Below are 22,172 nucleotides of genomic sequence, written 5' to 3'. Positions count from 1 at the left end.
GGGGCGCCGTATGCTATACTGGGAACGGAAAAGGAGCGAATGCAATGGAAGAAAAGAGCCCGGGCCGGAAAATTTGGGCAGGTGCTTTGTTTATATCCGGGGCCGCTGTTATAGGAAAAGTACTGAGTTCATTATATAGAGTGCCGTATCAAAATATGACAGGAGACCTGGGGTATTACGTATATCAGCAGGTATATCCTTTATACGGTGCCGCGATGGTCATAGCTATGTACGGATTTCCGGTGATTATTTCCAAAATGATCGTTGATGCAAGAGTGGATAAAGGAATGCAGGAAGCAAAAGAGACAGCCTGGTCGGCTTTTTATATTCTGTCTCTGCTTTTTACTGTTCTTTTTGTATTGTTTTACATCGGCGCAGAGACTATTGCTCTGTTTATGGGGGACGCCGAACTTGCGGGGGCTCTCAGGACCATGTCTTACGTTCTGCTGACGGTGCCGGTTCTTTCTGTAGTGAGAGGGTACTTTCAGGGAATGAATCAAATGGAACCTACTGCTTATTCGCATGTGGCCGAAAAATTTATCAGAGTGGCGGGGATTTTGGTATTTGCCTGGCTTGCTGTAACGTTTGGCAATGGAGCATATGATGCCGGGGAAGGAGCCTCGGCAGGGTCGGTATTGGGAAGTGTCGTAAGCGTGCTGGTGCTGATCTGGTTATTGGGTAAAAATAGAAAAAAAACCGGGCTGCAGCCGATGTCGCACAAAAATGCAGTACATAGAATGCCGGAGCATACGAAAGTGCTTCTTACGCAGGGACTTGTTGTATGCCTCGGATCGCTTTTGTTTATTTTGTATCAAATGATTGATGCGTTTACGGTAGTCCGGATACTGCAGATGAACGGAGCAGTTGGAGAAGAAGCGATGATAGCAAAAGGGGTCTTCGACCGGGGCCAGCCTCTGCTTCAGTTTGGTACGGTTATTGCCTCCTCTTTTGCCATGGTGCTGGTTCCGCTTCTTCAGGAAGAAAGAATAAAAGGAAAAGCTGCCGCCGCTCGTTATTACGCCGCCTTAATGATGAAAGTCAGCTTTTTAATGGGGGCCGCCGCTGCAGGCGGGATGATTATTTTAGCGGAGCCTATTAATATTATGTTGTTTACCAATGACAATGGAACCGGGGTGCTGCGTACCTTGTCTGCGGCTCTGGTTATGAGTGGAACGGTAATGATTTCAGCCGCTGTTCTGCAGGGAAATGGTTTTTTTAGAATCCCTGCTATTTCACTTGCAGCAGGGTTTGTAGTAAAGCTTATCTGTAATATGCTTCTAATCCCCTTGCTGGAAACACATGGAGCCGCCATAGGGACAGTAGCCGGTCTGGGGGTTACGGCTGCCGTTAACATATACTGGATTTACCGAAAAAACATGATCGATGTCTTTTCGATAGGGTGGCTTGGAAAAGCATCAGCGGCACTCGCCGGCATGAGCCTGTTTCTTTATTTTCTAATGACCGTCGGAGAAGAGCTTATGCATGGGGAAAATCGGCTGCTGGCTGCCGGCTTCACGTTGATAACCTGTGCTGCAGGAGGGGTATTATTTTTATGCCTTACGGCGATGATGCAGGTTATTACAAAAGAAGAACAAAAAATGCTTCCAGGAGTAAAAAAACTACAGTCATTACGAAAGGGGGAAACCAGTAGCATGAAATATATTACGATTATCGGCCTCGGAGCCGGAGAGGCAGACCAGATGAGTTTTGGCGTGTATAAACAGCTGCGCGGGGCTGAACATGTATACCTGCGGACGAAAGAGCATCCGGCTGTTGCCATGCTTGAGGAAGAGGGTATTGCCTTTCAAAGTTTTGACCATATTTATGAAGCAAATAACCAATTTGGAAATGTATATGCCCAGATTGTAGAAAAACTGCTTGAGGTAGATGAAGAGGCATTTATTTATGCTGTTCCGGTCACCCGCTTGTAGCCGAAGAGACGGTGCAGCGTTTAATAGAAGAAGAAAAAAAGGGCACCATACAGCTTCGTATTCAGGGAGGCCAGAGCTTTCTGGATCCTGCCTTTTCGGCACTCCGGGTCGATCCCAATGATGGCTTTCAACTGCTGGATGCAACAGCTCTTGTACCGGAGCAGCTTATGCTGACCCAGCATATACTTATTTCGCAGGTGTATGACCAGATGAGTGCCTCTAATACAAAGCTCACTCTAATGGAAAAATATCCGGACGATTATGAGGTGACGCTCGTTACGGCTGCAGGAACATCGGAGGAAAAACTGGAAACATTTCCGCTGTTTGAACTGGACCGCCGCACCGGGATCAGCAATTTAACAGCGCTTTACGTGCCGCCGATAAAAGAAGAGGCTCTTTTATACCGGGAATTTGGAAAGTTAAAAGAAATTATCAGCACCCTCCGCGGCCCGGGCGGATGCCCATGGGATCAAAAGCAGACACATGCCTCACTAAAGAGGTACTTGATTGAAGAAGCGTACGAGGTGATTGATGCTGTAGATGAAGAGGATGGCGAGCATCTTCAGGAAGAACTGGGCGATGTGCTTCTGCAGGTTATGCTTCATGCGCGTATTGCAGAAGAGGAAGGTTTTTTTTCCATAGAAGACATTGTAGGGACGCTTAATGAAAAAATGATCCGCCGCCATCCTCATGTTTTTGGAGATATTCAGGCAGAAACAAGTGAAGAAGTAAACCGGAATTGGGAAAAAATTAAGCAGGGGGAGCGCGCGGGCTCGGACAAAGAAACAGGCAGCCTGGATGTTCCCGTTTCTTTTCCAGCATTGATGAGGTCGGCCGAGCTTCAAAAGCAGGCCGCAAAGCATGGAAGACCGTGGAAGGAAGAGCCTCTTCTTTGGGAAATGGTTGAAACAGAATTGCAGGAGTGGAAAGAAGCACTTCAGGGTACGGATAAAGAACAGCAGAAAGAGGCGTTTGGCAGCGTGCTTTTTGTGCTTGTGAATATAGCTAACCATCATAAGCTTCACCCGGAAGAATCGCTTCATACAGCTAATCGGAAATTTGAGCAGCGGTATGGGACGGAGAACGGAAAATAAGGGAGAGTATAATAATGAGAATAGATAAATTTCTAAAAGTATCCCGATTGATTAAGCGGAGAACGCTGGCTAAAGAAGTGGCGGCGCAGGGAAGGATTAAAGTGAACGGACATCAGGCGAAAGCAGGAACGGAAGTAAAGCCCGGTGATGAAGTGTCCATCCGCTTCGCCAGCAAAACGATTACCTTTTCAGTTGATGAAATTAAAGATACAACCAAAAAAGAAGCTGCAGAAAATATGTATACTATTCTAAAAGAAGAGACACCGGGCAGCTAATAAAAAGAAAATTGCATAATTTATACAATTTTATATTGAAAGACCCCTCCTCCTTCGTTATGATGATAGTAATTGGTTATTGTATAACAGTTCTGAAAATATATAGCTCACCGCTAATATAATATATAAAAATAGTAACAGAAGGAGGGATGAAGGTCTTGGGTTCTAACAGTAGGAAAGTAACAGAAATTAACAAGTCATATGTTCGTCAGCAGGAACGGGAACAACAGCTTCAGGATGCCATTCAATCCAAGCGGAAAAAAGGGCTTCGGCGCCGCTTAACAGCAATGGCCGTCACGGGCTCCATTATCGCTGTAGTACTGGCTGTTATTCTTATCACACAGTGGCAGACGCTTCATGCCAAGGAAACAGAAAGAACAAATTTAGAAAAACAGTACACGGAAATGCAGGCCGAGGAAGAACAGTTGAGACAGGACATAGAAAATTATCATGACCTGGATTACATTGCAGAAGTAGCGAGAAGCGACTATTACTTTACAAAACAAAACGAAACGCTGTACAAAATGCCGGATGAATCTGCTGAATAAGAAATATCTTCAGGCAGTATAACCTTTTCATACAATGTAAACGTAGGACGCTGTTTTAAGGAAGAAGCTGACAGCTTTACTGTTTTTATCAACATTTGAAGGGGAGCAATTTCTACATGGCCATAGAATCAGGCGATAAAGTAAAGGGCAGAATATCGGGCATTACTCATTTTGGTGCGTTTGTTGAACTGGCGGAGGGGAAAACCGGGCTCGTTCATATTAGTGAAGTAGCAGATAAATACGTGGACAATATTAAAGACTTTGTTAATGTTGGAGATGAAGTTACTGTAAAAGTCATGAAGGTAGAAGAAAGCGGGAAAATCAGCCTGTCTATCCGCAAGGCTGTGGACCGTCCGCCCGAAAGCCGGCCAAAACCGGTTCGTGCTTCGAATGCCCGTCCTAAAGATAACAGCCGGCGCAGCGGATCTTCTGGAAACAGTAAACCCAGGCCCCTGTCATTTGAAGATAAAATGAACAATTTCATGAAAGACAGTGAAGAGCGTTTATCCTCGCTGAGGAAGCAGACAGATAACAAACGGGGAAAACAGTCACGAAAATAAACAACCCTGCCTAAAACCATGCCGGATCTGCATGTTAAAAAACCGGCATGGTTTTTAATGTCTTTAGGAAGTGGAAGAAAGAAAAGTGTTGACGCGGCCTGATGCATTGTTTATAATTACGGATGTTGCTAATTTGGCGGTGTAGCTCAGCTGGCTAGAGCGTACGGTTCATACCCGTGAGGTCGGGGGTTCGATTCCCTCCGCCGCTACCAAATATAATATGAAGAATATTCTCTATAAAAGAATGTCTGTTGATAATAAAACTGTGCCAGTTAAAGGTGCGGTTTTTTTTGTATCCAATGTGTTTTAAATGTATATTCATCAGCTTATATATAAGGTATAGTTTATTTCAAGAAAATAAGGAACAGATGGAGGGAATAACGTGGTTCGTGGGAAGAAAACAATGGACATCTGTCTTCTGAGCGGTAGGCTGCTGCTCCGCTATGGAGCAGAAACATATAGAGTGGAAGATACAATGGTAAGAATGGCGAAAGCAGCCGGAATGAATAATGTCCACAGCTTTGTCACCACGACTGGTATATTCCTTTCTTTTAAAACAGAAGAAGATTACGACAGTATGCAGATGATTCGAATTAAAGAACGATACCAGGATCTGGGGAAAGTGACGGAAGTCAATCAGCTCGCCAGAGAATTCACATACGGGGATATTACCCTCGATGAAACACAGGAACGTTTGAAAGCGATAAAAGATGCTCCGATGCATTATCCGCTTTGGTTCATTTATCTAGCTTCGGGTATTGGCGGCGGTGCTTTCTCTTATCTGGTCGGAGGCAGTTATTTTGATATGCTTCCAGCGTTTATTGGAGGAACCGCTACGACGATCACGCTGGTTCTTATACAAAGAGTGCTGAAAGTGAAATTCTTCGCGGAATTTGCGGCTGCTTTAACCGGCGGTATTATGGCTTTGATTATGGTTAATGGAGGATTTGGTACAGAATTAAATCAGGTTATTATAGGCTCATTGATTCCGCTCGTACCGGGTGTCCCTCTGACAAACGCTGTCCGTGATTTAATGTCAGGAGACCTCGTAGCCGGCGTAGCCCGCGGATCAGAAGCTATGGTTACCTCTTTATCTATTGCAGCGGGGGTAGCCCTTGCGCTTTCTATCTTTTACATGTAGTAGTGTCTGGAGGAAAAGAAAATGATTGTTATGGAATGGCTGATATGTTTTATCGCCACGGTAGCTTTTGGAGTAATATTTAATATCCCTCTCCGGCTGCTTTGGTGGGGAGGAGCTGCAGGAGTAGCTGCATGGATTGTTTACAGTACGCTTCCGGAATTAGGTATGAGCCCGGTGTTTGCAGCGGCAGCGGCAGCCTTTGTAGCTGCTTTTGCTGCTCACTGGCTGGCTATATGGAAAAAGGTCCCGGTTACAATGTTTACCATTCCGGGAATTATTCCGCTGGTACCGGGAGGCAGAGCTTATTCCACTATGCTCGCTTTTGTAGAAGAAAATCATATTAGAGGACTCGAGCAGGGGGTTCAGACTTTTATGCAGGCCGGAGCAATAGCGGCAGGGCTTGTATTTGCCCTTTCCTTATTTTCGATTGGAAAAGGAGTAGGACAGCGCTATGAAACAGAAAATTGAAGCGTTTATCAAAAAACACTCTCTGCTTCAGAAAGGCGATCATGTAGTAGCCGCTGTATCGGGTGGAGCGGATTCTATGGCGCTTCTTTATGTGCTCAGTGAACTTGCGGATTCCCTGCAGATTTCGGTATCGGCGGCGCATGCTGATCACGGCCTTCGTCCAGACGAAGCAGCAGCAGAAAAAGAAATGGTAGAAGCCTTCTGCGCAAGCCGCTCTCTTTCTTTTTATACAGAAACGCTTCCTGTAAAAGAATATTTATCTGCTCAAGGAAAAGGAGTACAGGAACAGGCACGGCTGCTGCGGTATCAATTTTTGGAAAAAGTGATGAAACAATGCGGAGCTAATGTTCTGGCCACGGGTCATCACGGAGATGATCAAATAGAAACAATGCTTTTGCGGCTAACGTCGGGCCGCGCGCTTTGGGAAGAAGTCGGCGTATCCGCTTCCCGTAATCAGGAAGCCGGAAGGATTATCAGGCCTATGCTTGAAGTAAGCAAGGAATCTATCTATGCTTATTGCGAACAACACTCGATTCCTTTTAAGGAAGACAAAAGCAATAATTCAAATGCCTACGCACGAAACCGCATCAGACACCATGCCCTGCCGGCTGTTCTTCATGAAAACAAAGAAGCCAGGGAGCATTTTCAAACCTTAAATGAATGGGTCTCGACAGAAAGGCTGTTTATTAAAGAGGCAGCAGAAAAAGAAGCCCGCGGGCTGATTCTCCACCAAAATGAACATTCTTTGACGTTTTCTATAAGTGGTTGGAAAGCCCTTCATTTGGCTTTACAAAGAAGGGTTATTCCTCTACTATTAACTTATCTTTGCAAAAATCAACACACGGCCGTTTCTACTATACATATAGAACAGCTGCTTTCGCTTCTCTATAAACCAGCCTCATCTTTTGTTGTTAATTGGGGAGGTGGAGTGTTGGTTAAGCGGACATATGATACATGCACATTTTACCTTCAAGACAGCACGGAAGCCCCATTAGTGCAGACGGAAGCCCCAAAACTTTTAGAGGTGCCGGGAAGCGTCTCTTTTAACGAGTGGACAATTACGGCCGGCCGGTATGATGGTACGGTCGATCCGGAGCGGAGTGATGTGTTCTGCGTAGCAGAGTCGGAGCTGAGGCTGCCGGTGCTGGTCCGGTCAAGAAAACAGGGAGAAAAACTCCATATAGCGGGAATGACAGGCAGAAAGAAATTAAACCGTTTATTTATCGATGAAAAAGTGCCAAAAGAACAAAGAGACAGCTGGCCTGTCGTTGCTGCTTTCGATGAAACCATTTTGTGGGTGCCGATGCTTGCTAAAACAAAAAGATTCCAAAGAACACCGGTGGAGCACAGTACTATTTTATTTAAGTGCCAAAAGAACTAGGTTCAGCGGAAAGAAAAGGTATTATAAAAGAATGGTTCGTACAGTTTTCAAGACGTGAAGGATGAAATGCATGCTTTATTCATGATATGATTAAAGCCGGGTATTCGCCCTATTTTTTAATGTATATTGATATAATGAATTTTCTGGGAGGCTTAAGCGATTCTGATGCATGACGATATTGAGCACATACTAATCAGCGAAGAAGAGATCCAAACAAAGATTAAAGAGATGGGAAAAGCCATCTCAGAAGAATACGACAGCCGTTTTCCACTGGTTATAGGCGTTCTAAAAGGAGCTCTTCCTTTTATGGCTGACATAATTAAAAGAGTGGAAACACATCTTGAAATCGATTTTATGGATGTATCAAGCTACGGTAAAGGTACTGTATCTTCAGGGGAAGTTAAAATTATTAAAGACCTCGATACAACAGTAGAAGGTAGAGACGTCATTATTCTGGAAGATATTATCGACAGCGGCATTACGCTCAACTATTTGATCAGCCTGATTAAACACCGTGGGGCAAAATCAGTAAAAATCATTACGCTGCTTGATAAGCCTGATGGAAGAAAAGTCGATCTTGTACCGGATGTAGCTGGCTTTATCGTACCGGATGCTTCGTGGTGGGATATGGTCTGGATTTCGCAGAACGGTATAGAAACCTTCCATATATAGGAGTATTAAAACCGAAAATTTACAACAATGAGGCAGCGGCATCAGAAACTTTTAGAATACCGCGAGTGCTTACAGAAGGAGGTCAGGAATGAATCGAATGTTTAGAAACGTTGTGGTGTATTTGCTTTTGTTTTTGGTCATTATCGGTATTTTCAGCTTTTTGAGTGGCGATCAAACGACCACAGAAGAAATGAGCACCACCGAATTGATAACCAAACTTGAAAATAATGAAATTGAGTCAGCTACCCTCCAGCCTGAAGGAGAAGTGTATTTAGTTGAAGGACAGGAACAGGGCATGGAAGAGGGAGAAGCATTTGAAGCCTACCTTCCAATGACCGATGAAAATACTCAGCTGATACTAAACGCACAGGGCCCGGATGGAAATGCGCTCACGATCAATACACAGCCGGCAGATGAACCAAGTATCTGGTCCAACCTGCTTGTTACTGCTATTCCATTTGTGATTATTATTCTTTTATTCCTATTCCTCTTCAGCCGTGCGCAAGGCGGCGGAGGCGGCGGAAACAAAGTGATGAACTTTGGTAAGAGTAAAGCCAAGCTGTATCAGGAAGATAAGAAAAAAGCCCGCTTTAAAGACGTAGCGGGTGCAGATGAAGAAAAACAGGAATTAATTGAAGTAGTTGACTTCCTGAAAGATCCACGCAAGTTCGCCAACATGGGAGCACGTATTCCTAAAGGTGTACTTCTTGTAGGACCTCCAGGTACAGGTAAAACACTTATTGCACGTGCAGTAGCCGGAGAAGCAGGAGTTCCGTTCTTTACAGTCAGTGGTTCGGACTTCGTTGAAATGTTTGTAGGTGTTGGTGCTTCCCGTGTACGTGATTTGTTTGAAAACGCAAAGAAAAATGCTCCATGTATTATATTTATTGACGAGATTGACGCAGTAGGACGCCAGCGTGGAGCCGGTGTCGGCGGCGGGCATGATGAACGTGAGCAGACGCTGAACCAGCTTCTTGTTGAAATGGATGGTTTCAGTGCAAATGAAGGTATCATTATGATTGCTGCTACCAACCGTGCGGATGTACTTGACCCCGCCCTTCTTCGTCCCGGTCGTTTTGACCGCCAGATTATGGTAGGTCTTCCCGATGTAAAAGGAAGAGAAGAAGTCCTGCAGGTTCATGCTCGTAACAAACCGCTTGCAAATGACGTTAACTTAAAAGCGATTGCCCAGAGAACACCAGGATTTTCCGGTGCAGATCTGGAAAACCTTTTAAACGAAGCAGCGCTTATCACTGCCCGCGGCGACATGGATAAGATTAGAATGAGCCACGTAGATGAAGCTATTGACCGGGTTATTGCCGGTCCTGCTAAGAAAAGCCGTGTTATTTCGAAGAAAGAAAGACAAATTGTGGCCCATCACGAAGCTGGTCATACAGTGGTCGGCGTGAAGCTTAGAAATGCGGATATGGTTCACAAAGTAACTATTGTTCCACGTGGACAAGCCGGCGGCTATGCGGTTATGCTTCCAAGAGAAGACCGTTACTTCATGACAAAGCCTGAACTGCTGGATAAGATTGTCGGCCTTCTTGGCGGACGCGTAGCAGAAGAAGTTATGTTTAACGAAGTAAGTACGGGTGCCCATAATGACTTTCAGCGTGCTACTGCTATCGCCCGGAAAATGGTAACAGAATACGGCATGAGTGATAAGCTTGGGCCGCTTCAATTCGGTTCCGGATCCGGCGGTCAGGTATTCCTCGGCCGTGATATGCAGAATGAACAAAATTACAGTGATGCAATTGCCTACGAAATCGACCAGGAAGTCCAGCGCTTTATTAAAGAATCCTATGAGCGCTGCAGACAAATTCTAACAGAGCATAAAGACAAGCTTGAGCTTGTAGCACAGCAGCTGTTGGAACTGGAAACGCTGGATGCAGAGCAGATTGAATCGCTTGTTGAAGAAGGCAAGCTTCCAGAAAATCATCATTTGAACAAGAGTGATGATGAAGTGGAAGTAGTTAATAAGCCGGAACAGGAAGATCAGTCAGAAGAAGACCAGGCAGAAGAGTCGTCTTCAGATCGTGAAGATGACAACGGATCTTCTTCAGATGACACATCTGAAGCTCAGGAAAAAGAAGAGCAAAAGGAAGCAAATCCTGAAAATCCAAAGGAAAATGCTACACCTTGGACAAATGAACCGCCTTCCGATGACGATCGTAAATCATAATGAATAAAAAAAGAGATGCCCTCCGCGGCATCTCTTTTAACTTAAAGGCAGATTATTTGAAATGATAGGGGACAAATATGATACTGGGAATGGACATTGGGAACACGACAATTACGTTCGGATTATTTAAAGACGATATCAGGGTCGATACCTGGCGTCTTTCCTCTGATCAAAATAGAACGGTTGATGAGTACGGACTTCAGCTTTTTTCTTTTTTTCAGTTCAAAAACTGGAAAATAGAGCAAATCAGGGGTATTATCATTTCATCTGTTGTTCCGTCATTAATGAATACGATGAGCCGGTTATGTAAAGATTACTTTGATCTTTCTCCATTAGTTGTAGGGCCGGGAGTGAAAACGGGTTTAAATATTCGTTATGAAAACCCTAAAGAAGTCGGAGCAGATCGTATTGTCAATGCGGTAGCTGCTCTTGAAAAAAAAGCACCGCCTTTGATCGTGGTGGATTTTGGAACCGCAACGACATTCTGCTATATTGATAAAAACAGTCAGTATCAGGGAGGCGTTATCCTCCCAGGGCTGAACCTTTCTACAGAAGCTTTATATGAAAAAGCGGCCAAGCTGCCAAAAATTGAATGGAAGCAGCCCGCCCGTATTACGGCCAAAAGCACGGTAGAAGCTATGCAGGCAGGCATGTATTACGGCTATGCCTCCCAGGTAGATGGTGTTATCCGGAAGATAAAAGAAGAGCAGAGGTCACCAGCGTATACTATTGCTACAGGGACAACGGCTGAATGGCTCAGCCGGGAAACCAAAGAAATAGATGAAATAGATAACTATCTCACTCTTTCCGGCCTTCACTCTATTTACCAAAAAAACACAAAAGAATGAGAAGAAAGGATGTTAGAACACATGAGCGATTATCTAGTAAAAGCAACAGCATTTGATAATAAAATCAGGGCCTATGCAGTTAATACAACTGATATGGTAAATGAAGCAGTCCAGCGCCACCAGGCGTGGCCGACAGCAGCTGCTGCTTTAGGGCGTGCGATGACAGCAGGCTCGATGATGGGAGCAATGCTGAAAGGAGACGATAAGCTGACGATTAAAATTGAAGGCGGAGGTCCAATGGGGCCTATTATTGTAGATAGCACATCCGACGGCAATACGCGGGGCTATGCTCATAATATGCAGGTTCATTTTGACTTAAATCCAAATGGCAAGCTCGATGTAGCACAGGCAGTTGGTACCGGCGGTCATATGGCTGTAGTAAAAGACCTGGGAATGAAAGATCATTTTACCGGCACCGTTCCCATTGTTTCTGGTGAACTCGGTGAAGATTTCACTTATTATTTTGCGGCGTCCGAGCAGGTTCCGTCTTCTGTCGGGCTTGGAGTTCTCGTTAATCCTGACAACAGTATCAAAGCAGCAGGAGGATTTATTATCCAGCTGATGCCGGGCGCAGAAGAAGAGGCGATTGAAGCGCTGGAAAAACAAATTGAAAATATGCCCCCGGTTTCAAAGCTGATTGAAAAGGGTAAAACACCTGAAGAAATGCTTGAAACGATTTTTGGAACCGATATTAACTTTTTGGAGAAGCACGATGTCTCCTTTTCCTGCCACTGTTCAAAGGAACGCATTACAAATGCTCTAGTTTCTCTTGGAAGTGATGAAATCAAGGATATGATTGAAGAAGACGGCGGGGCTGAAACCCAGTGTCACTTCTGTAATGAAATATATAACTTTGATGTACCTGAGCTGGAAGATATCCGCGAAGAAGCAGAAAAGAAAGAAAACCGTGTACAGTAAATGCCTAAAGGGATCTGATCATTTTTGATTAGGTTCCTTTTTCAAAAGCAAAGGAATACTCAGAAAATAGAGAATGCCTATATTGACACCGTTTTAAAAGACTGATAATATATAATCAATAAAACCAATGAAATTACTTGGTATTGTCGAGGAGGATATTTACATGAGAGTAGCAAATAATGTTTTAGAGCTAATAGGCGAAACACCAATGGTTAAGCTTAACCGTCTTACCGGAGAAAATGATGCCGATGTGTACCTGAAGCTTGAATTTATGAACCCGGGAAGCAGTGTAAAAGACCGGATTGGTATGGCAATGATTGAAGCGGCAGAGAAAGATGGCAGGCTGAAGGAAGGCGATACGATTGTAGAGCCTACAAGTGGAAACACAGGCGTCGGTCTGGCTATGGTAGCCGCAGCCAAAGGTTACAAATCTATTCTCGTTATGCCGGAAACAATGAGCATGGAACGCCGTAATCTGCTTCGTGCTTATGGCGCGAAACTAGTACTTACACCGGGACCAGCAGGAATGGGCGGAGCAATCAGCAAAGCTCATGAGCTGGCAGAAGAAAACGGTTATTTCATGCCGCAGCAGTTTGAAAATGAAGCGAACCCGGCTATTCACCGTGCGACAACAGGTAAAGAACTGCTCGAGCAGGTAGACGGACAAATCGATTCTTTCGTTTCCGGTATTGGTACCGGCGGAACAATTACAGGTGCAGGCGGACTGCTTAAAGAGCATTATCCTGACATGCGTATTGTCGCTATTGAGCCGGCAGATTCTCCAGTATTAAGCGGAGGGCAGAAAGGTCCTCACAAAATCCAGGGTATTGGCGCTGGATTTGTACCTGAAATTCTTAATACGGATATTTATGATGAAGTCGTTCAGGTAACGACAGAACAGTCATTTGAATATGCACGCCGCGCAGCAAGAGAAGAAGGTATTCTCGGCGGTATTTCTTCCGGTTCTGCCATTTATGTGGCTCTTCAGGAAGCAAAGAAACTCGGAAAAGGTAAAAAAGTGGTTGCTATTATTGCAAGTAATGGGGAACGGTACCTCAGCACGCCGCTTTACAACTTTGAAGACGAGCAATAAAAATAAGAAACGGGAGCAGGGCGAAACGGTCCTGCTCTTTTTATTTTTGATCAAAGGGGGAGGACAATGGAGCCTCAATTAGCATCACTTCCAGCAGCCAGCGCTGCATACCGGGTCTCCGGAAGATCTATTGATTTTCCAGAAGCCCGTTTTTTTTCAGCCTATGCGTCTTTGAGCCGCACATGTGAGTATCATGTTATTTTAGAAAGTGGACAAAGAGGCCGTTACAGCATTGCAGCCCTGCACCCTTTTGCTTTATTTACAGGAAAAGATAATCATTTAACTGTGCAAACAGCAGAAGAGGCCTTTCATATAACGGGAGATCCTCTTTTGCAGATGAAAGAATGGATGAAAACATACGCTGTAGAAACCGTACCGGATTTTCCGGACTTTCAGGGCGGGTTATTTGGATTTATAAGCTACGACTACATTAGATATATTGAACAATTGGAAGAAACGACAGCAGATGATCTGGATACGCCGGACTGCTTTTTTCAAGCGTTTCAAGAAGCAGCTGTATATGATCATGAGAAAAAGAAGCTTTGGGTGCTTCGTCTCGCAGGCGCAGAAGAAAATGATGAGGATAAACTCGATCAAATGATGAATAACTGGCTGACCGCGGTAGAAGAAGATCCGTCAGCCGATGCTATTTACGAAGAAGCGGGCGTCAGAGAACGGACGCAGGAAGCTTCCTGGAAGCAGGCTGAGTTTTCGGAAGCAGTGGAGCAGGTAAAAGAATATATTGCGCAGGGAGATGTATTTCAGGTGAACCTGTCCCTGCGGGAAGGGAAGCCTCTTCGAAGCGATCCATTTGATATTTATAGGAAACTGCGGGAAATAAACCCTTCCCCTTACATGGGCTATTTTCATACTCCGGACTTTCAGCTCGTAAATGGTTCTCCTGAGCTGCTTATCAAAAAGCGCGGGAGGGAAGCTTCGACCCGGCCGATTGCAGGAACCAGATCCCGGGGAATGGATGAAAAGGCCGATCATGAACTCGGAATAGAGCTGCTTACTACGGAAAAAGAACGTGCTGAACATATTATGCTGGTGGATTTAGAACGAAATGATCTGGGCAGAGTCTGCCAATTCGGTTCGGTGGAAGTTGACGAACTGATGGTAATTGAGCGGTATTCCCATGTTATGCACATTGTTTCTAATGTTAAAGGTGTGCTGGCAGACGATATGGATGTCTACGACATGATCCGGGCAGCTTTTCCCGGAGGAACTATTACCGGGGCCCCTAAAGTGCGGACAATGGAAATAATCGAGGAACTTGAACAAGTACGTCGAGGCGTTTATACTGGCTCTATTGGATGGATTGGGTATAATGGAGACACTGAATTAAACATTGCGATCCGCACGATGATCACAAAAAATGGTATGGCCTATGTCCAGGCCGGGGCGGGAATTGTGATTGATTCCCATGCTGAAGCAGAGTTTAAAGAATGCCTCAAAAAAGCAAAAGCGCTTTGGACCGCAAAAGAGCTGAGTGAGGAAGAGATGAGCAGAGGAGGAAATATACAATGATTTTAATGATTGATAATTATGATTCGTTTACCTATAACCTGGTTCAGTACCTTGGAGAAATGGGAGAAGACCTGGTGGTAAGGCGTAACGACCAGATAACGATTGAAGAGATTGAAGCACTGGCGCCGGATTTTCTTATGATTTCCCCGGGTCCCTGTTCGCCTGATGAAGCTGGGATCAGTATGCAGGCTGTGGAACATTTTGCCGGCACTATTCCTATATTTGGAGTCTGCCTGGGCCACCAATCGATTGCCCAGGTATTTGGTGGAGACGTAGTCAGAGCAGAACGCCTGATGCATGGAAAGACATCCGCCATGCATCATAATGGAGAAACCATTTATAAAGGATTGAGCAATCCGTTTACAGCCACAAGGTACCACTCGCTGATTGTAAAAAAAGAAACGCTTCCCGACTGCCTGGAAGTTACTTCATGGACGGAAGAAGGAGAAATTATGGGCCTTCGTCATAAAGAGCTGGCAGTAGAAGGGGTGCAGTTTCACCCCGAGTCGATTATGACGGATGTAGGGAAAACTATTTTGAAGAATTTTATTTCCACTCATACCCTTCCGCAGGGAGTATAAATAATGTTTGTACTAAAGAACGGAGCTGTTGAGAAGGCGGGCGAAGCCCGTCTTTCTGTATTTGAACATGGTTTTATGTATGGCCTTGGACAGTTTGAAACCTTTCGGGTGTATGACGGGCATCCTTTTTTATTGGATGAACATATGCTTCGGCTGGAGCGCGGCCTTCTCGAGATGAATATTCAATGGACATATGATCGGACTCTGGTACAAGCACAAATCAAAAAGGTACTTTCAGCAAACAATTGGAATAATGCATACGTGAGATTTAACGTGTCAGCCGGTCCGGGTCCTTTAGGGCTGGATCAGGGGCAGTATGATCACCCGGAAGTGATCATTTATGCGAAGCCGTTGGAGGAATGCACGGGAGTACACCTTCTGCCTAAAAAAGGACAGATTCTGGAAACAAAAAGAAATACCCCGGAGTCAGAAGTCCGCTTAAAATCGCATCATTATTTTAACAGCATTCTCGGCAAAAATGAGATACGGGGACTTTCTGGTACAGAGGGCCTCTTTTTAACAAAAGAAGGATATGTAGCGGAAGGAATAGTATCCAACATATTCTGGAGGAAGGGTACCACTCTTTATACTCCTGCTGTTAAAACGGGTATTCTGCCGGGAATTACAAGAAAGGCTGTTATGCTGCTGGCAGAAAAGCGGGGTTATTATATCCGGGAGGGCTGCTTTTCCAAAGAAATGCTGATAGAGGCAGAAGAAGCCTTCGTAACCAACTCTATCCAGGAAATCAGCCCCCTGCTGGAAATAGATAAGCAAACTTATCCATTTCATTCAGGCGTATCTTTTGAACTGGCCTCCGACTATGCTGAGGCGAGGCGGTCTGCCTGGTCTTTTAAAGATTTACTATAGAATCTAAGCAAGGAGCAATGATAATGAGCGGGATTATCCGATGGGGAAATCACTCCCTGGACCTTTCAACGCGAACCTACATTATGGGAATACTTAATATTACCCCGGATTCTTTTTCAGACGGCGGCCGGTACAATCAAATTGAAAATGCAATAGAACGAACCCGCGAAATGATTGAAAATGGAGCAGACATTATTGATGTTGGCGGAGAATCGACGCGTCCTGGCTATGAGCCGGTATCCGTAGAAGAAGAGCTCGACCGGGTACTGCCCGTAATCCGGGCACTTGCTTCGAGGTTCGATGTTCCTATTTCCATTGACACCTATAAAGCAGAAACGGCAAAGCAGGCAGTGGCTGCCGGAGCCGGCATTATCAATGACATATGGGGGGCCAAAGCTGATCCTGATATGGCTTCTGCAGCAGCTCTGTGCGATGTGCCCATTATTCTTATGCACAACCGGGATAATAAAGAATATACCGACTTAATGGAAGATATGAAAAAAGATATTTCTGAAAGTGTGAATATATGTAAAAAAGCTGGGGTAAAGGAAGAGTATATTATTTTAGACCCTGGTATTGGATTTGCTAAAACATATGAACAGAATTTAGAAGCAATGCGCCGGATGCGGGAATTTACAGATCTTGGCTACCCAGTGCTTCTAGGAAGCTCCCGAAAGTCTCTTATTGCTAAAACATTGAACCTTCCCTCAGCGGAAAGAGTGGAGGGAACTGCTGCAACCGTGAGTCTCGGTATTGAGAGGGGCTGCAGCATTGTCCGCGTTCATGATGTGTTGGAAATGAAAAGAACAGCTCTTATGATGGATGCAATGCTTAGAAATGAAAGGATGAGCGAAGATGGATAAGATTTATATCCAAGGAATGGAGTTTTATGCCTACCATGGAGTATTTCCGGAAGAAAACAAGCTGGGTCAGCGGTTTCGTGTTGATCTGGTCATGGAAACAGACTTAAAAGAAGCAGCGCGGGAAGATAACATCGATAAAAGTGTTAACTATGGAGAAGCTTATGAAACGGTGAAACGAGCTGTTGAAGAAAACACGTATGATTTAGTTGAAACCATAGCAGAGCAGATTTCATCCAGTTTGTTTGCCTCATTTTCTATCATTGAGAGCGTAACGGTAAAGGTGATTAAACCGGATCCGCCGATTCCAGGTCATTATGACCATGTAGCTATTGAGATTACGAGGACCAGATAAATGCAGAAAGAGATTTTTCTGGGCCTGGGTTCCAACGTTGGAGATCGTAACGAGGCATTGAAAACTGCAATAGAGCTTTTGCAGAAAACAGAAACGATTGCCGTGTTGGACTGTTCTAATGTTTATGAAACAAAACCGGTGGGGGTTACGGACCAGGCAGATTTTTTGAATCTGGTTTTAAAGGCAGTTACGTCCAGTCCGCCACAAGAGTTATTGCAGGTGACGCAGAGCATTGAAAAGGAAATGGGTCGAATCAAAGATGTGCGCTGGGGCCCTCGGAATATAGACCTTGACATTTTGCTTTATAATGATGAAAATATTATGATGGAAGAGTTAAGTATTCCTCATCCGAGAATGGCCGAACGAGCATTTGTACTGATTCCGCTTATGGATGTTGTATCAAACTCAAAGACAGATGAAGTAAAGCATTGGCTGAGCAGTCTGCCTGCAGAAAAAAAGCAGGGGTACGCCTGTATGGACAAACAGACGGCTGGCTGACATAGCATAAGTGATGTAGAGCACGTATACAAAGCAGCAACGGGGGCTGGCCCCAAAAAGGCTCAGCTCCCTTAAATATGATTAAAAACGCAAGTCGGGGAGAGATAGCTGTGAGTGAGGAAATAGAATACAACGATCAAATGATGGTGCGAAGAGAAAAAGTAGCGCGAATGCAGGAAGAAGGAAAAGACCCTTTTGGAGAACGGTTTGACCGCAGCCATACGGCGGATACGGTTCAAACAGAATTTGGAGATTTCTCAAAAGAAGAGCTGGAAACGAAAGATACAGTATTATCTTTAGCTGGACGTGTGATGACAAAGCGCGGAAAAGGGAAAGCCGGTTTTGCCCATATTCAGGACTTGAGCGGTCAGGTACAGATATACGTAAGAAAAGATGCAGTAGGCGACGAAATGTATGAACTGTTTGAGGATCTTGATATCGGCGATATTATTGGAGTATCCGGTACGGCATTCAAAACCAAAGTAGGCGAGCTGTCAGTGAAACTTTCTTCTATCCACCTTCTCTCGAAGTCCCTTCGTCCGCTTCCTGATAAATTCCACGGACTCAGGGATGTAGAGCAGCGGTATCGTCAGCGCTATTTGGATTTGATTGCTAATCCGGAAGTAAGAGATACTTTTGTTCTTCGGAGCAGAATCATGCAGTCAATGAGAAGATACCTCGATGATCAAGGCTATTTGGAAGTAGAAACACCTATGCTTCATTCCATTCCCGGTGGAGCCGCGGCGAAGCCGTTCGTTACCCACCATAATGCGCTTGATATGGAACTTTATATACGAATAGCGATTGAACTTCATTTAAAGCGTCTTATTGTCGGAGGACTGGAGAAAGTATATGAAGTGGGCCGTGTATTTAGAAACGAAGGGATATCTACGCGTCACAACCCCGAGTTCACGATGATGGAACTTTATGCAGCGTACACAGATTATAATGACATTATGGATTTAACGGAGAGCTTAATTGCCCACATAGCTCAAGATGTTCTGGGCAAAACAAAAGTTATGTACGGAGAGCTGGAAGTAGATCTGGCACCAAAATGGCGCAGACTGCATATAGTGGATGCTGTTAAGGAAGAAACCGGCGTAGATTTCTGGGAAGATATGAGCGATGAGCAAGCACGCGCGCTTGCTAAAGAACATAATGTTCCTATCAAAGAAAGTATGTCCTTTGGACATGTAGTAAATGAGTTTTTTGAATACTTTGTTGAAGAAAAGCTGATTCAGCCTACCTTTATCTATGGTCACCCTGTAGCGATATCGCCGCTGGCTAAAAAGAATCCGGAAGACGGAAGATTTACGGACAGGTTTGAGTTATTTATTGTAGGAAGAGAACACGCCAACGCTTTTACAGAATTAAATGATCCTATTGATCAGCGTCAGCGTTTCGAAGCACAGGTACAGGAAAGAGAACAGGGAGACGACGAAGCCCATATGATGGATACTGATTATCTGGAGTCAATGGAATATGGTCTTCCGCCAACCGGAGGTCTGGGCATTGGAATGGATCGACTTGTCATGCTCTTAACAAACTCTCCTTCCATTAGAGATGTATTATTGTTCCCGCAGATGAGAAACCAACAGCATAGTGACCAGTAAATAGCTGAGAGAAGCCGGCCGAATGAGCCGGCTTTTACTTTTTTAATATTTTTTTTAGAAATATAGAAAAAAGACTTGTCAGTTAAGCAGTACGATGATATATTAGTAAACGTTGCTTTAGAGCAACAGCAAAGCAAATAAAATGTTAACACTCAAAGTATTGACATATAAAAGATAGAATGTTAATATAATAAAGTCGCCAAATTGAGGCGAAGCAGCAAAACACGTGTCCTTTGAAAATGGAATGAAAACAACGCGCGAACAACAAGTCGCGGCAGGCAAGGCCTGCTGCGCAAGTAAGACCAGCAAGAACTAAGTATCAACTTTCATGGAGAGTTTGATCTTGGCTCAGGACGAACGCTGGCGGCGTGCCTAATACATGCAAGTCGAGCGCATGCACCCGGCGGACCTCTTCGGAGGAAAACCGGGGAATTGAGCGGCGGACGGGTGAGTAACACGTGGGCAACCTGCCCTCTAGACGGGGATAACTCCGGGAAACCGGAGCTAATACCCGATAATCAAGCAGATCACCTGATCTGCTTGTAAAAGCATGGCCTTCGGGCCATGCACTGGAGGATGGGCCCGCGGCGTATTAGCTAGTTGGAGAGGTAAGGGCTCCCCAAGGCGACGATACGTAGCCGACCTGAGAGGGTGATCGGCCACACTGGGACTGAGACACGGCCCAGACTCCTACGGGAGGCAGCAGTAGGGAATCATCCGCAATGGACGAAAGTCTGACGGTGCAACGCCGCGTGAGTGATGAAGGTTTTCGGATCGTAAAGCTCTGTTGTGAGGGAAGAACAAGGGCGGTTCTAACAGGGCCGCCCCCTGACGGTACCTCACCAGAAAGCCCCGGCTAACTACGTGCCAGCAGCCGCGGTAATACGTAGGGGGCAAGCGTTGTCCGGAATTATTGGGCGTAAAGCGCGCGCAGGCGGTTCCTTAAGTCTGATGTGAAAGCCCACGGCTCAACCGTGGAGGGTCATTGGAAACTGGGGAACTGGAATGCAGAAGAGGAGAGTGGAATTCCACGTGTAGCGGTGAAATGCGTAGATATGTGGAGGAACACCAGTGGCGAAGGCGGCTCTCTGGTCTGTTATTGACGCTGAGGCGCGAAAGCGTGGGGAGCAAACAGGATTAGATACCCTGGTAGTCCACGCCGTAAACGATGAGTGCTAGGTGTTAGGGGTTTCGATGCCCTTAGTGCCGAAGCTAACGCATTAAGCACTCCGCCTGGGGAGTACGGCCGCAAGGCTGAAACTCAAAAGAATTGACGGGGGCCCGCACAAGCGGTGGAGCATGTGGTTTAATTCGACGCAACGCGAAGAACCTTACCAGGTCTTGACATCTTTTGCTACTTCTGGAGACAGAAGGTTCCCCTTCGGGGGACAAAATGACAGGTGGTGCATGGTTGTCGTCAGCTCGTGTCGTGAGATGTTGGGTTAAGTCCCGCAACGAGCGCAACCCTTAATCTTAGTTGCCAGCATTTAGTTGGGCACTCTAAGGTGACTGCCGGTGACAAACCGGAGGAAGGTGGGGACGACGTCAAATCATCATGCCCCTTATGACCTGGGCTACACACGTGCTACAATGGATGGTACAGAGGGATGCGAAACCGCGAGGTGGAGCCAATCTCGCAAAGCCATTCTCAGTTCGGATTGCAGGCTGCAACTCGCCTGCATGAAGCCGGAATCGCTAGTAATCGTGGATCAGCATGCCACGGTGAATACGTTCCCGGGCCTTGTACACACCGCCCGTCACACCACGAGAGTTTGCAACACCCGAAGTCGGTGAGGTAACCCTTTGGGAGCCAGCCGCCGAAGGTGGGGCAGATGATTGGGGTGAAGTCGTAACAAGGTATCCCTACCGGAAGGTGGGGATGGATCACCTCCTTTCTACGGAGCATTGATTCGTGGATCGACCCCGGACCACCGGTCCGGGGTGCGCGCAGTTGTTTTCATTCCATTTTGAGAGGACAATTTTGTTCTGAAGTTTGTTCTGATATTAATTATAGGATGGGCCTGTAGCTCAGCTGGTTAGAGCGCACGCCTGATAAGCGTGAGGTCGGTGGTTCGAGTCCACTCAGGCCCACCATCATAAATTAATATACCTATGGGGCCTTAGCTCAGCTGGGAGAGCGCCTGCCTTGCACGCAGGAGGTCAGCGGTTCGATCCCGCTAGGCTCCACCATAAAAAATAAGAACAAGAGCATATGGCTAATGCCATTATTGTGCTCTCTATTGGTTCCTTGAAAACTGGATAGCGACAACGAAACAAAAAAGACCAAGCAAGCCCTGCGTAAGCAGGCGCCAGCTGTTTTTTTACGGAAAAACGGTTAAGTAAGAAAGGGCGCACGGTGGATGCCTTGGCACTAGGAGCCGATGAAGGACGCGACGAACGGCGATACGCCCCGCGGAGCTGTAAGTGAGCTGTGAGGCGGGGATGTCCGAATGGGGGAACCCACTATCGTTAATCCGATAGTATTTCTACCTGAACACATAGGGTAGATAAAGGCAGACCTGGGGAACTGAAACATCTTAGTACCCAGAGGAAGAGAAAGCAAATGCGATTTCCTGAGTAGCGGCGAGCGAAACGGAATCAGCCCAAACCAGGATGCTTGCATCCTGGGGTTGTAGGACACTCCATCGGAGTTATCAAGATCAGCGATAGGCGAAGCGGCCTGGAAAGGCCCGCAGGATACGGTAACAGCCCGGTAGCCGAAATCGCTGATCCTCCGGAGTGGATCCTGAGTAC

At 45.6% G+C, this 22,172-nt stretch carries 19 protein-coding genes, 3 tRNA genes, 2 rRNA genes and 1 pseudogene; all 25 read left to right on the top strand.

Annotation, left to right across the window (positions count from 1 at the left end; all coding sequences use genetic code 11):
• Positions 1 to 44: 44 nt before the first annotated feature.
• Positions 45 to 1,931 carry an oligosaccharide flippase family protein gene (locus MMY81_RS26430; protein ID WP_252315144.1) on the top strand — a complete coding sequence of 629 codons (1,887 nt, stop codon included), beginning with the start codon at positions 45 to 47 and terminating at the stop codon, positions 1,929 to 1,931.
• A gap of 11 nt (positions 1,932 to 1,942) precedes the next feature.
• A complete protein-coding gene (gene mazG, locus MMY81_RS26425; protein ID WP_252315143.1) occupies positions 1,943 to 3,025 on the top strand; it encodes a nucleoside triphosphate pyrophosphohydrolase in 1,083 nt (360 codons plus the stop codon).
• Between the two features lie 14 nt (positions 3,026 to 3,039).
• Positions 3,040 to 3,300 carry an RNA-binding S4 domain-containing protein gene (locus tag MMY81_RS26420; RefSeq protein ID WP_120191248.1) on the top strand — a complete coding sequence of 87 codons (261 nt, stop codon included), beginning with the start codon at positions 3,040 to 3,042 and terminating at the stop codon, positions 3,298 to 3,300.
• A gap of 158 nt (positions 3,301 to 3,458) precedes the next feature.
• Positions 3,459 to 3,848 carry an FtsB family cell division protein gene (locus MMY81_RS26415; RefSeq protein ID WP_252315142.1) on the top strand — a complete coding sequence of 130 codons (390 nt, stop codon included), beginning with the start codon at positions 3,459 to 3,461 and terminating at the stop codon, positions 3,846 to 3,848.
• 116 nt (positions 3,849 to 3,964) lie between these two features.
• The gene (locus MMY81_RS26410; protein WP_252315141.1) at positions 3,965 to 4,408 is read left to right on the top strand and encodes a S1 domain-containing RNA-binding protein; all 444 of its coding nucleotides are present in this window, start codon (positions 3,965 to 3,967) and stop codon (positions 4,406 to 4,408) included.
• 135 nt (positions 4,409 to 4,543) lie between these two features.
• Positions 4,544 to 4,620 (top strand) — tRNA-Met (locus MMY81_RS26405).
• Positions 4,621 to 4,790: 170 nt separating this feature from the next.
• On the top strand, positions 4,791 to 5,549 hold the full coding sequence (locus MMY81_RS26400) for a threonine/serine exporter family protein (protein ID WP_245960883.1): 759 nt from the start codon (positions 4,791 to 4,793) through the stop codon (positions 5,547 to 5,549).
• Positions 5,550 to 5,570: 21 nt separating this feature from the next.
• Positions 5,571 to 6,017, top strand: a complete 447-nt coding sequence (locus MMY81_RS26395) for a threonine/serine exporter family protein (protein WP_253076121.1) — start codon at positions 5,571 to 5,573, stop codon at positions 6,015 to 6,017.
• A complete protein-coding gene (gene tilS, locus MMY81_RS26390) occupies positions 6,001 to 7,398 on the top strand; it encodes a tRNA lysidine(34) synthetase TilS (RefSeq protein WP_252315140.1) in 1,398 nt (465 codons plus the stop codon). Before MMY81_RS26395 ends, tilS begins: the two co-directional genes overlap by 17 nt.
• Positions 7,399 to 7,563: 165 nt before the next feature.
• A pseudogene (gene hpt / locus MMY81_RS26385) lies at positions 7,564 to 8,162 on the top strand (hypoxanthine phosphoribosyltransferase).
• Positions 8,159 to 10,255: an ATP-dependent zinc metalloprotease FtsH gene (gene ftsH, locus MMY81_RS26380; RefSeq protein ID WP_252315139.1), complete on the top strand. Its 2,097-nt coding sequence runs from the start codon at positions 8,159 to 8,161 to the stop codon at positions 10,253 to 10,255. The pseudogene hpt and the gene ftsH overlap by 4 nt, the downstream one beginning before the upstream one ends.
• Positions 10,256 to 10,332: 77 nt before the next feature.
• On the top strand, positions 10,333 to 11,103 hold the full coding sequence (locus tag MMY81_RS26375) for a type III pantothenate kinase (protein WP_252315138.1): 771 nt from the start codon (positions 10,333 to 10,335) through the stop codon (positions 11,101 to 11,103).
• A 21-nt stretch (positions 11,104 to 11,124) separates the two neighbouring features.
• Positions 11,125 to 12,021: an Hsp33 family molecular chaperone HslO gene (gene hslO / locus MMY81_RS26370; protein ID WP_252315137.1), complete on the top strand. Its 897-nt coding sequence runs from the start codon at positions 11,125 to 11,127 to the stop codon at positions 12,019 to 12,021.
• A gap of 163 nt (positions 12,022 to 12,184) precedes the next feature.
• Entirely contained in the window at positions 12,185 to 13,114 is a 930-nt protein-coding gene (cysK, locus tag MMY81_RS26365) for a cysteine synthase A (RefSeq protein WP_120191240.1), read from the top strand.
• A gap of 66 nt (positions 13,115 to 13,180) precedes the next feature.
• Positions 13,181 to 14,644, top strand: a complete 1,464-nt coding sequence (locus MMY81_RS26360; RefSeq protein ID WP_252315136.1) for an anthranilate synthase component I family protein — start codon at positions 13,181 to 13,183, stop codon at positions 14,642 to 14,644.
• Positions 14,641 to 15,225 carry an aminodeoxychorismate/anthranilate synthase component II gene (gene pabA / locus MMY81_RS26355; protein ID WP_120191238.1) on the top strand — a complete coding sequence of 195 codons (585 nt, stop codon included), beginning with the start codon at positions 14,641 to 14,643 and terminating at the stop codon, positions 15,223 to 15,225. Before MMY81_RS26360 ends, pabA begins: the two co-directional genes overlap by 4 nt.
• A gap of 3 nt (positions 15,226 to 15,228) precedes the next feature.
• Positions 15,229 to 16,092 (top strand): aminodeoxychorismate lyase, encoded by an 864-nt coding sequence (gene pabC, locus MMY81_RS26350; protein WP_252315135.1) that lies wholly within the window; start codon positions 15,229 to 15,231, stop codon positions 16,090 to 16,092.
• Between the two features lie 23 nt (positions 16,093 to 16,115).
• Entirely contained in the window at positions 16,116 to 16,955 is an 840-nt protein-coding gene (folP, locus tag MMY81_RS26345) for a dihydropteroate synthase (RefSeq protein ID WP_252315134.1), read from the top strand.
• Positions 16,948 to 17,307: a dihydroneopterin aldolase gene (gene folB / locus MMY81_RS26340; protein WP_252315133.1), complete on the top strand. Its 360-nt coding sequence runs from the start codon at positions 16,948 to 16,950 to the stop codon at positions 17,305 to 17,307. The genes folP and folB overlap by 8 nt, the downstream gene beginning before the upstream one ends.
• A complete protein-coding gene (gene folK, locus MMY81_RS26335) occupies positions 17,308 to 17,805 on the top strand; it encodes a 2-amino-4-hydroxy-6-hydroxymethyldihydropteridine diphosphokinase (protein ID WP_252315132.1) in 498 nt (165 codons plus the stop codon).
• Between the two features lie 110 nt (positions 17,806 to 17,915).
• Positions 17,916 to 19,418 (top strand): lysine--tRNA ligase, encoded by a 1,503-nt coding sequence (gene lysS, locus MMY81_RS26330; protein ID WP_252315131.1) that lies wholly within the window; start codon positions 17,916 to 17,918, stop codon positions 19,416 to 19,418.
• A 325-nt stretch (positions 19,419 to 19,743) separates the two neighbouring features.
• Positions 19,744 to 21,313: ribosomal RNA gene (locus MMY81_RS26325) — 16S ribosomal RNA — on the top strand.
• Between the two features lie 122 nt (positions 21,314 to 21,435).
• Positions 21,436 to 21,512, top strand: a tRNA-Ile gene (locus MMY81_RS26320).
• 20 nt (positions 21,513 to 21,532) lie between these two features.
• A tRNA-Ala gene (locus MMY81_RS26315) sits at positions 21,533 to 21,608 on the top strand.
• A 143-nt stretch (positions 21,609 to 21,751) separates the two neighbouring features.
• Positions 21,752 to 22,172, top strand: a 23S ribosomal RNA gene (locus MMY81_RS26310); the annotation flags it as partial.

This window comes from Sinobaca sp. H24 (assembly GCF_023845525.1).
The sequence above is the reverse complement of the archived record's forward strand: the minus strand, read 5'-3'. Positions and strand labels throughout refer to the sequence as shown.

Excerpts from the sequence above, each read along its gene's own strand:
- MMY81_RS26430 (WP_252315144.1), top strand. The coding sequence starts at position 45 with ATGGAAGAAAAGAGCCCGGGCCGGAAAATTTGGGCAGGTGCTTTGTTT.
- MMY81_RS26420 (WP_120191248.1), top strand. The coding sequence starts at position 3,040 with ATGAGAATAGATAAATTTCTAAAAGTATCCCGATTGATTAAGCGGAGA.
- MMY81_RS26410 (WP_252315141.1), top strand. The coding sequence starts at position 3,965 with ATGGCCATAGAATCAGGCGATAAAGTAAAGGGCAGAATATCGGGCATT.
- MMY81_RS26395 (WP_253076121.1), top strand. The coding sequence starts at position 5,571 with ATGATTGTTATGGAATGGCTGATATGTTTTATCGCCACGGTAGCTTTT.
- tilS (WP_252315140.1), top strand. The coding sequence starts at position 6,001 with ATGAAACAGAAAATTGAAGCGTTTATCAAAAAACACTCTCTGCTTCAG.
- ftsH (WP_252315139.1), top strand. The coding sequence starts at position 8,159 with ATGAATCGAATGTTTAGAAACGTTGTGGTGTATTTGCTTTTGTTTTTG.
- MMY81_RS26375 (WP_252315138.1), top strand. The coding sequence starts at position 10,333 with ATGATACTGGGAATGGACATTGGGAACACGACAATTACGTTCGGATTA.
- hslO (WP_252315137.1), top strand. The coding sequence starts at position 11,125 with ATGAGCGATTATCTAGTAAAAGCAACAGCATTTGATAATAAAATCAGG.
- cysK (WP_120191240.1), top strand. The coding sequence starts at position 12,185 with ATGAGAGTAGCAAATAATGTTTTAGAGCTAATAGGCGAAACACCAATG.
- MMY81_RS26360 (WP_252315136.1), top strand. The coding sequence starts at position 13,181 with ATGGAGCCTCAATTAGCATCACTTCCAGCAGCCAGCGCTGCATACCGG.
- pabA (WP_120191238.1), top strand. The coding sequence starts at position 14,641 with ATGATTTTAATGATTGATAATTATGATTCGTTTACCTATAACCTGGTT.
- pabC (WP_252315135.1), top strand. The coding sequence starts at position 15,229 with ATGTTTGTACTAAAGAACGGAGCTGTTGAGAAGGCGGGCGAAGCCCGT.
- folP (WP_252315134.1), top strand. The coding sequence starts at position 16,116 with ATGAGCGGGATTATCCGATGGGGAAATCACTCCCTGGACCTTTCAACG.
- folB (WP_252315133.1), top strand. The coding sequence starts at position 16,948 with ATGGATAAGATTTATATCCAAGGAATGGAGTTTTATGCCTACCATGGA.
- folK (WP_252315132.1), top strand. The coding sequence starts at position 17,308 with ATGCAGAAAGAGATTTTTCTGGGCCTGGGTTCCAACGTTGGAGATCGT.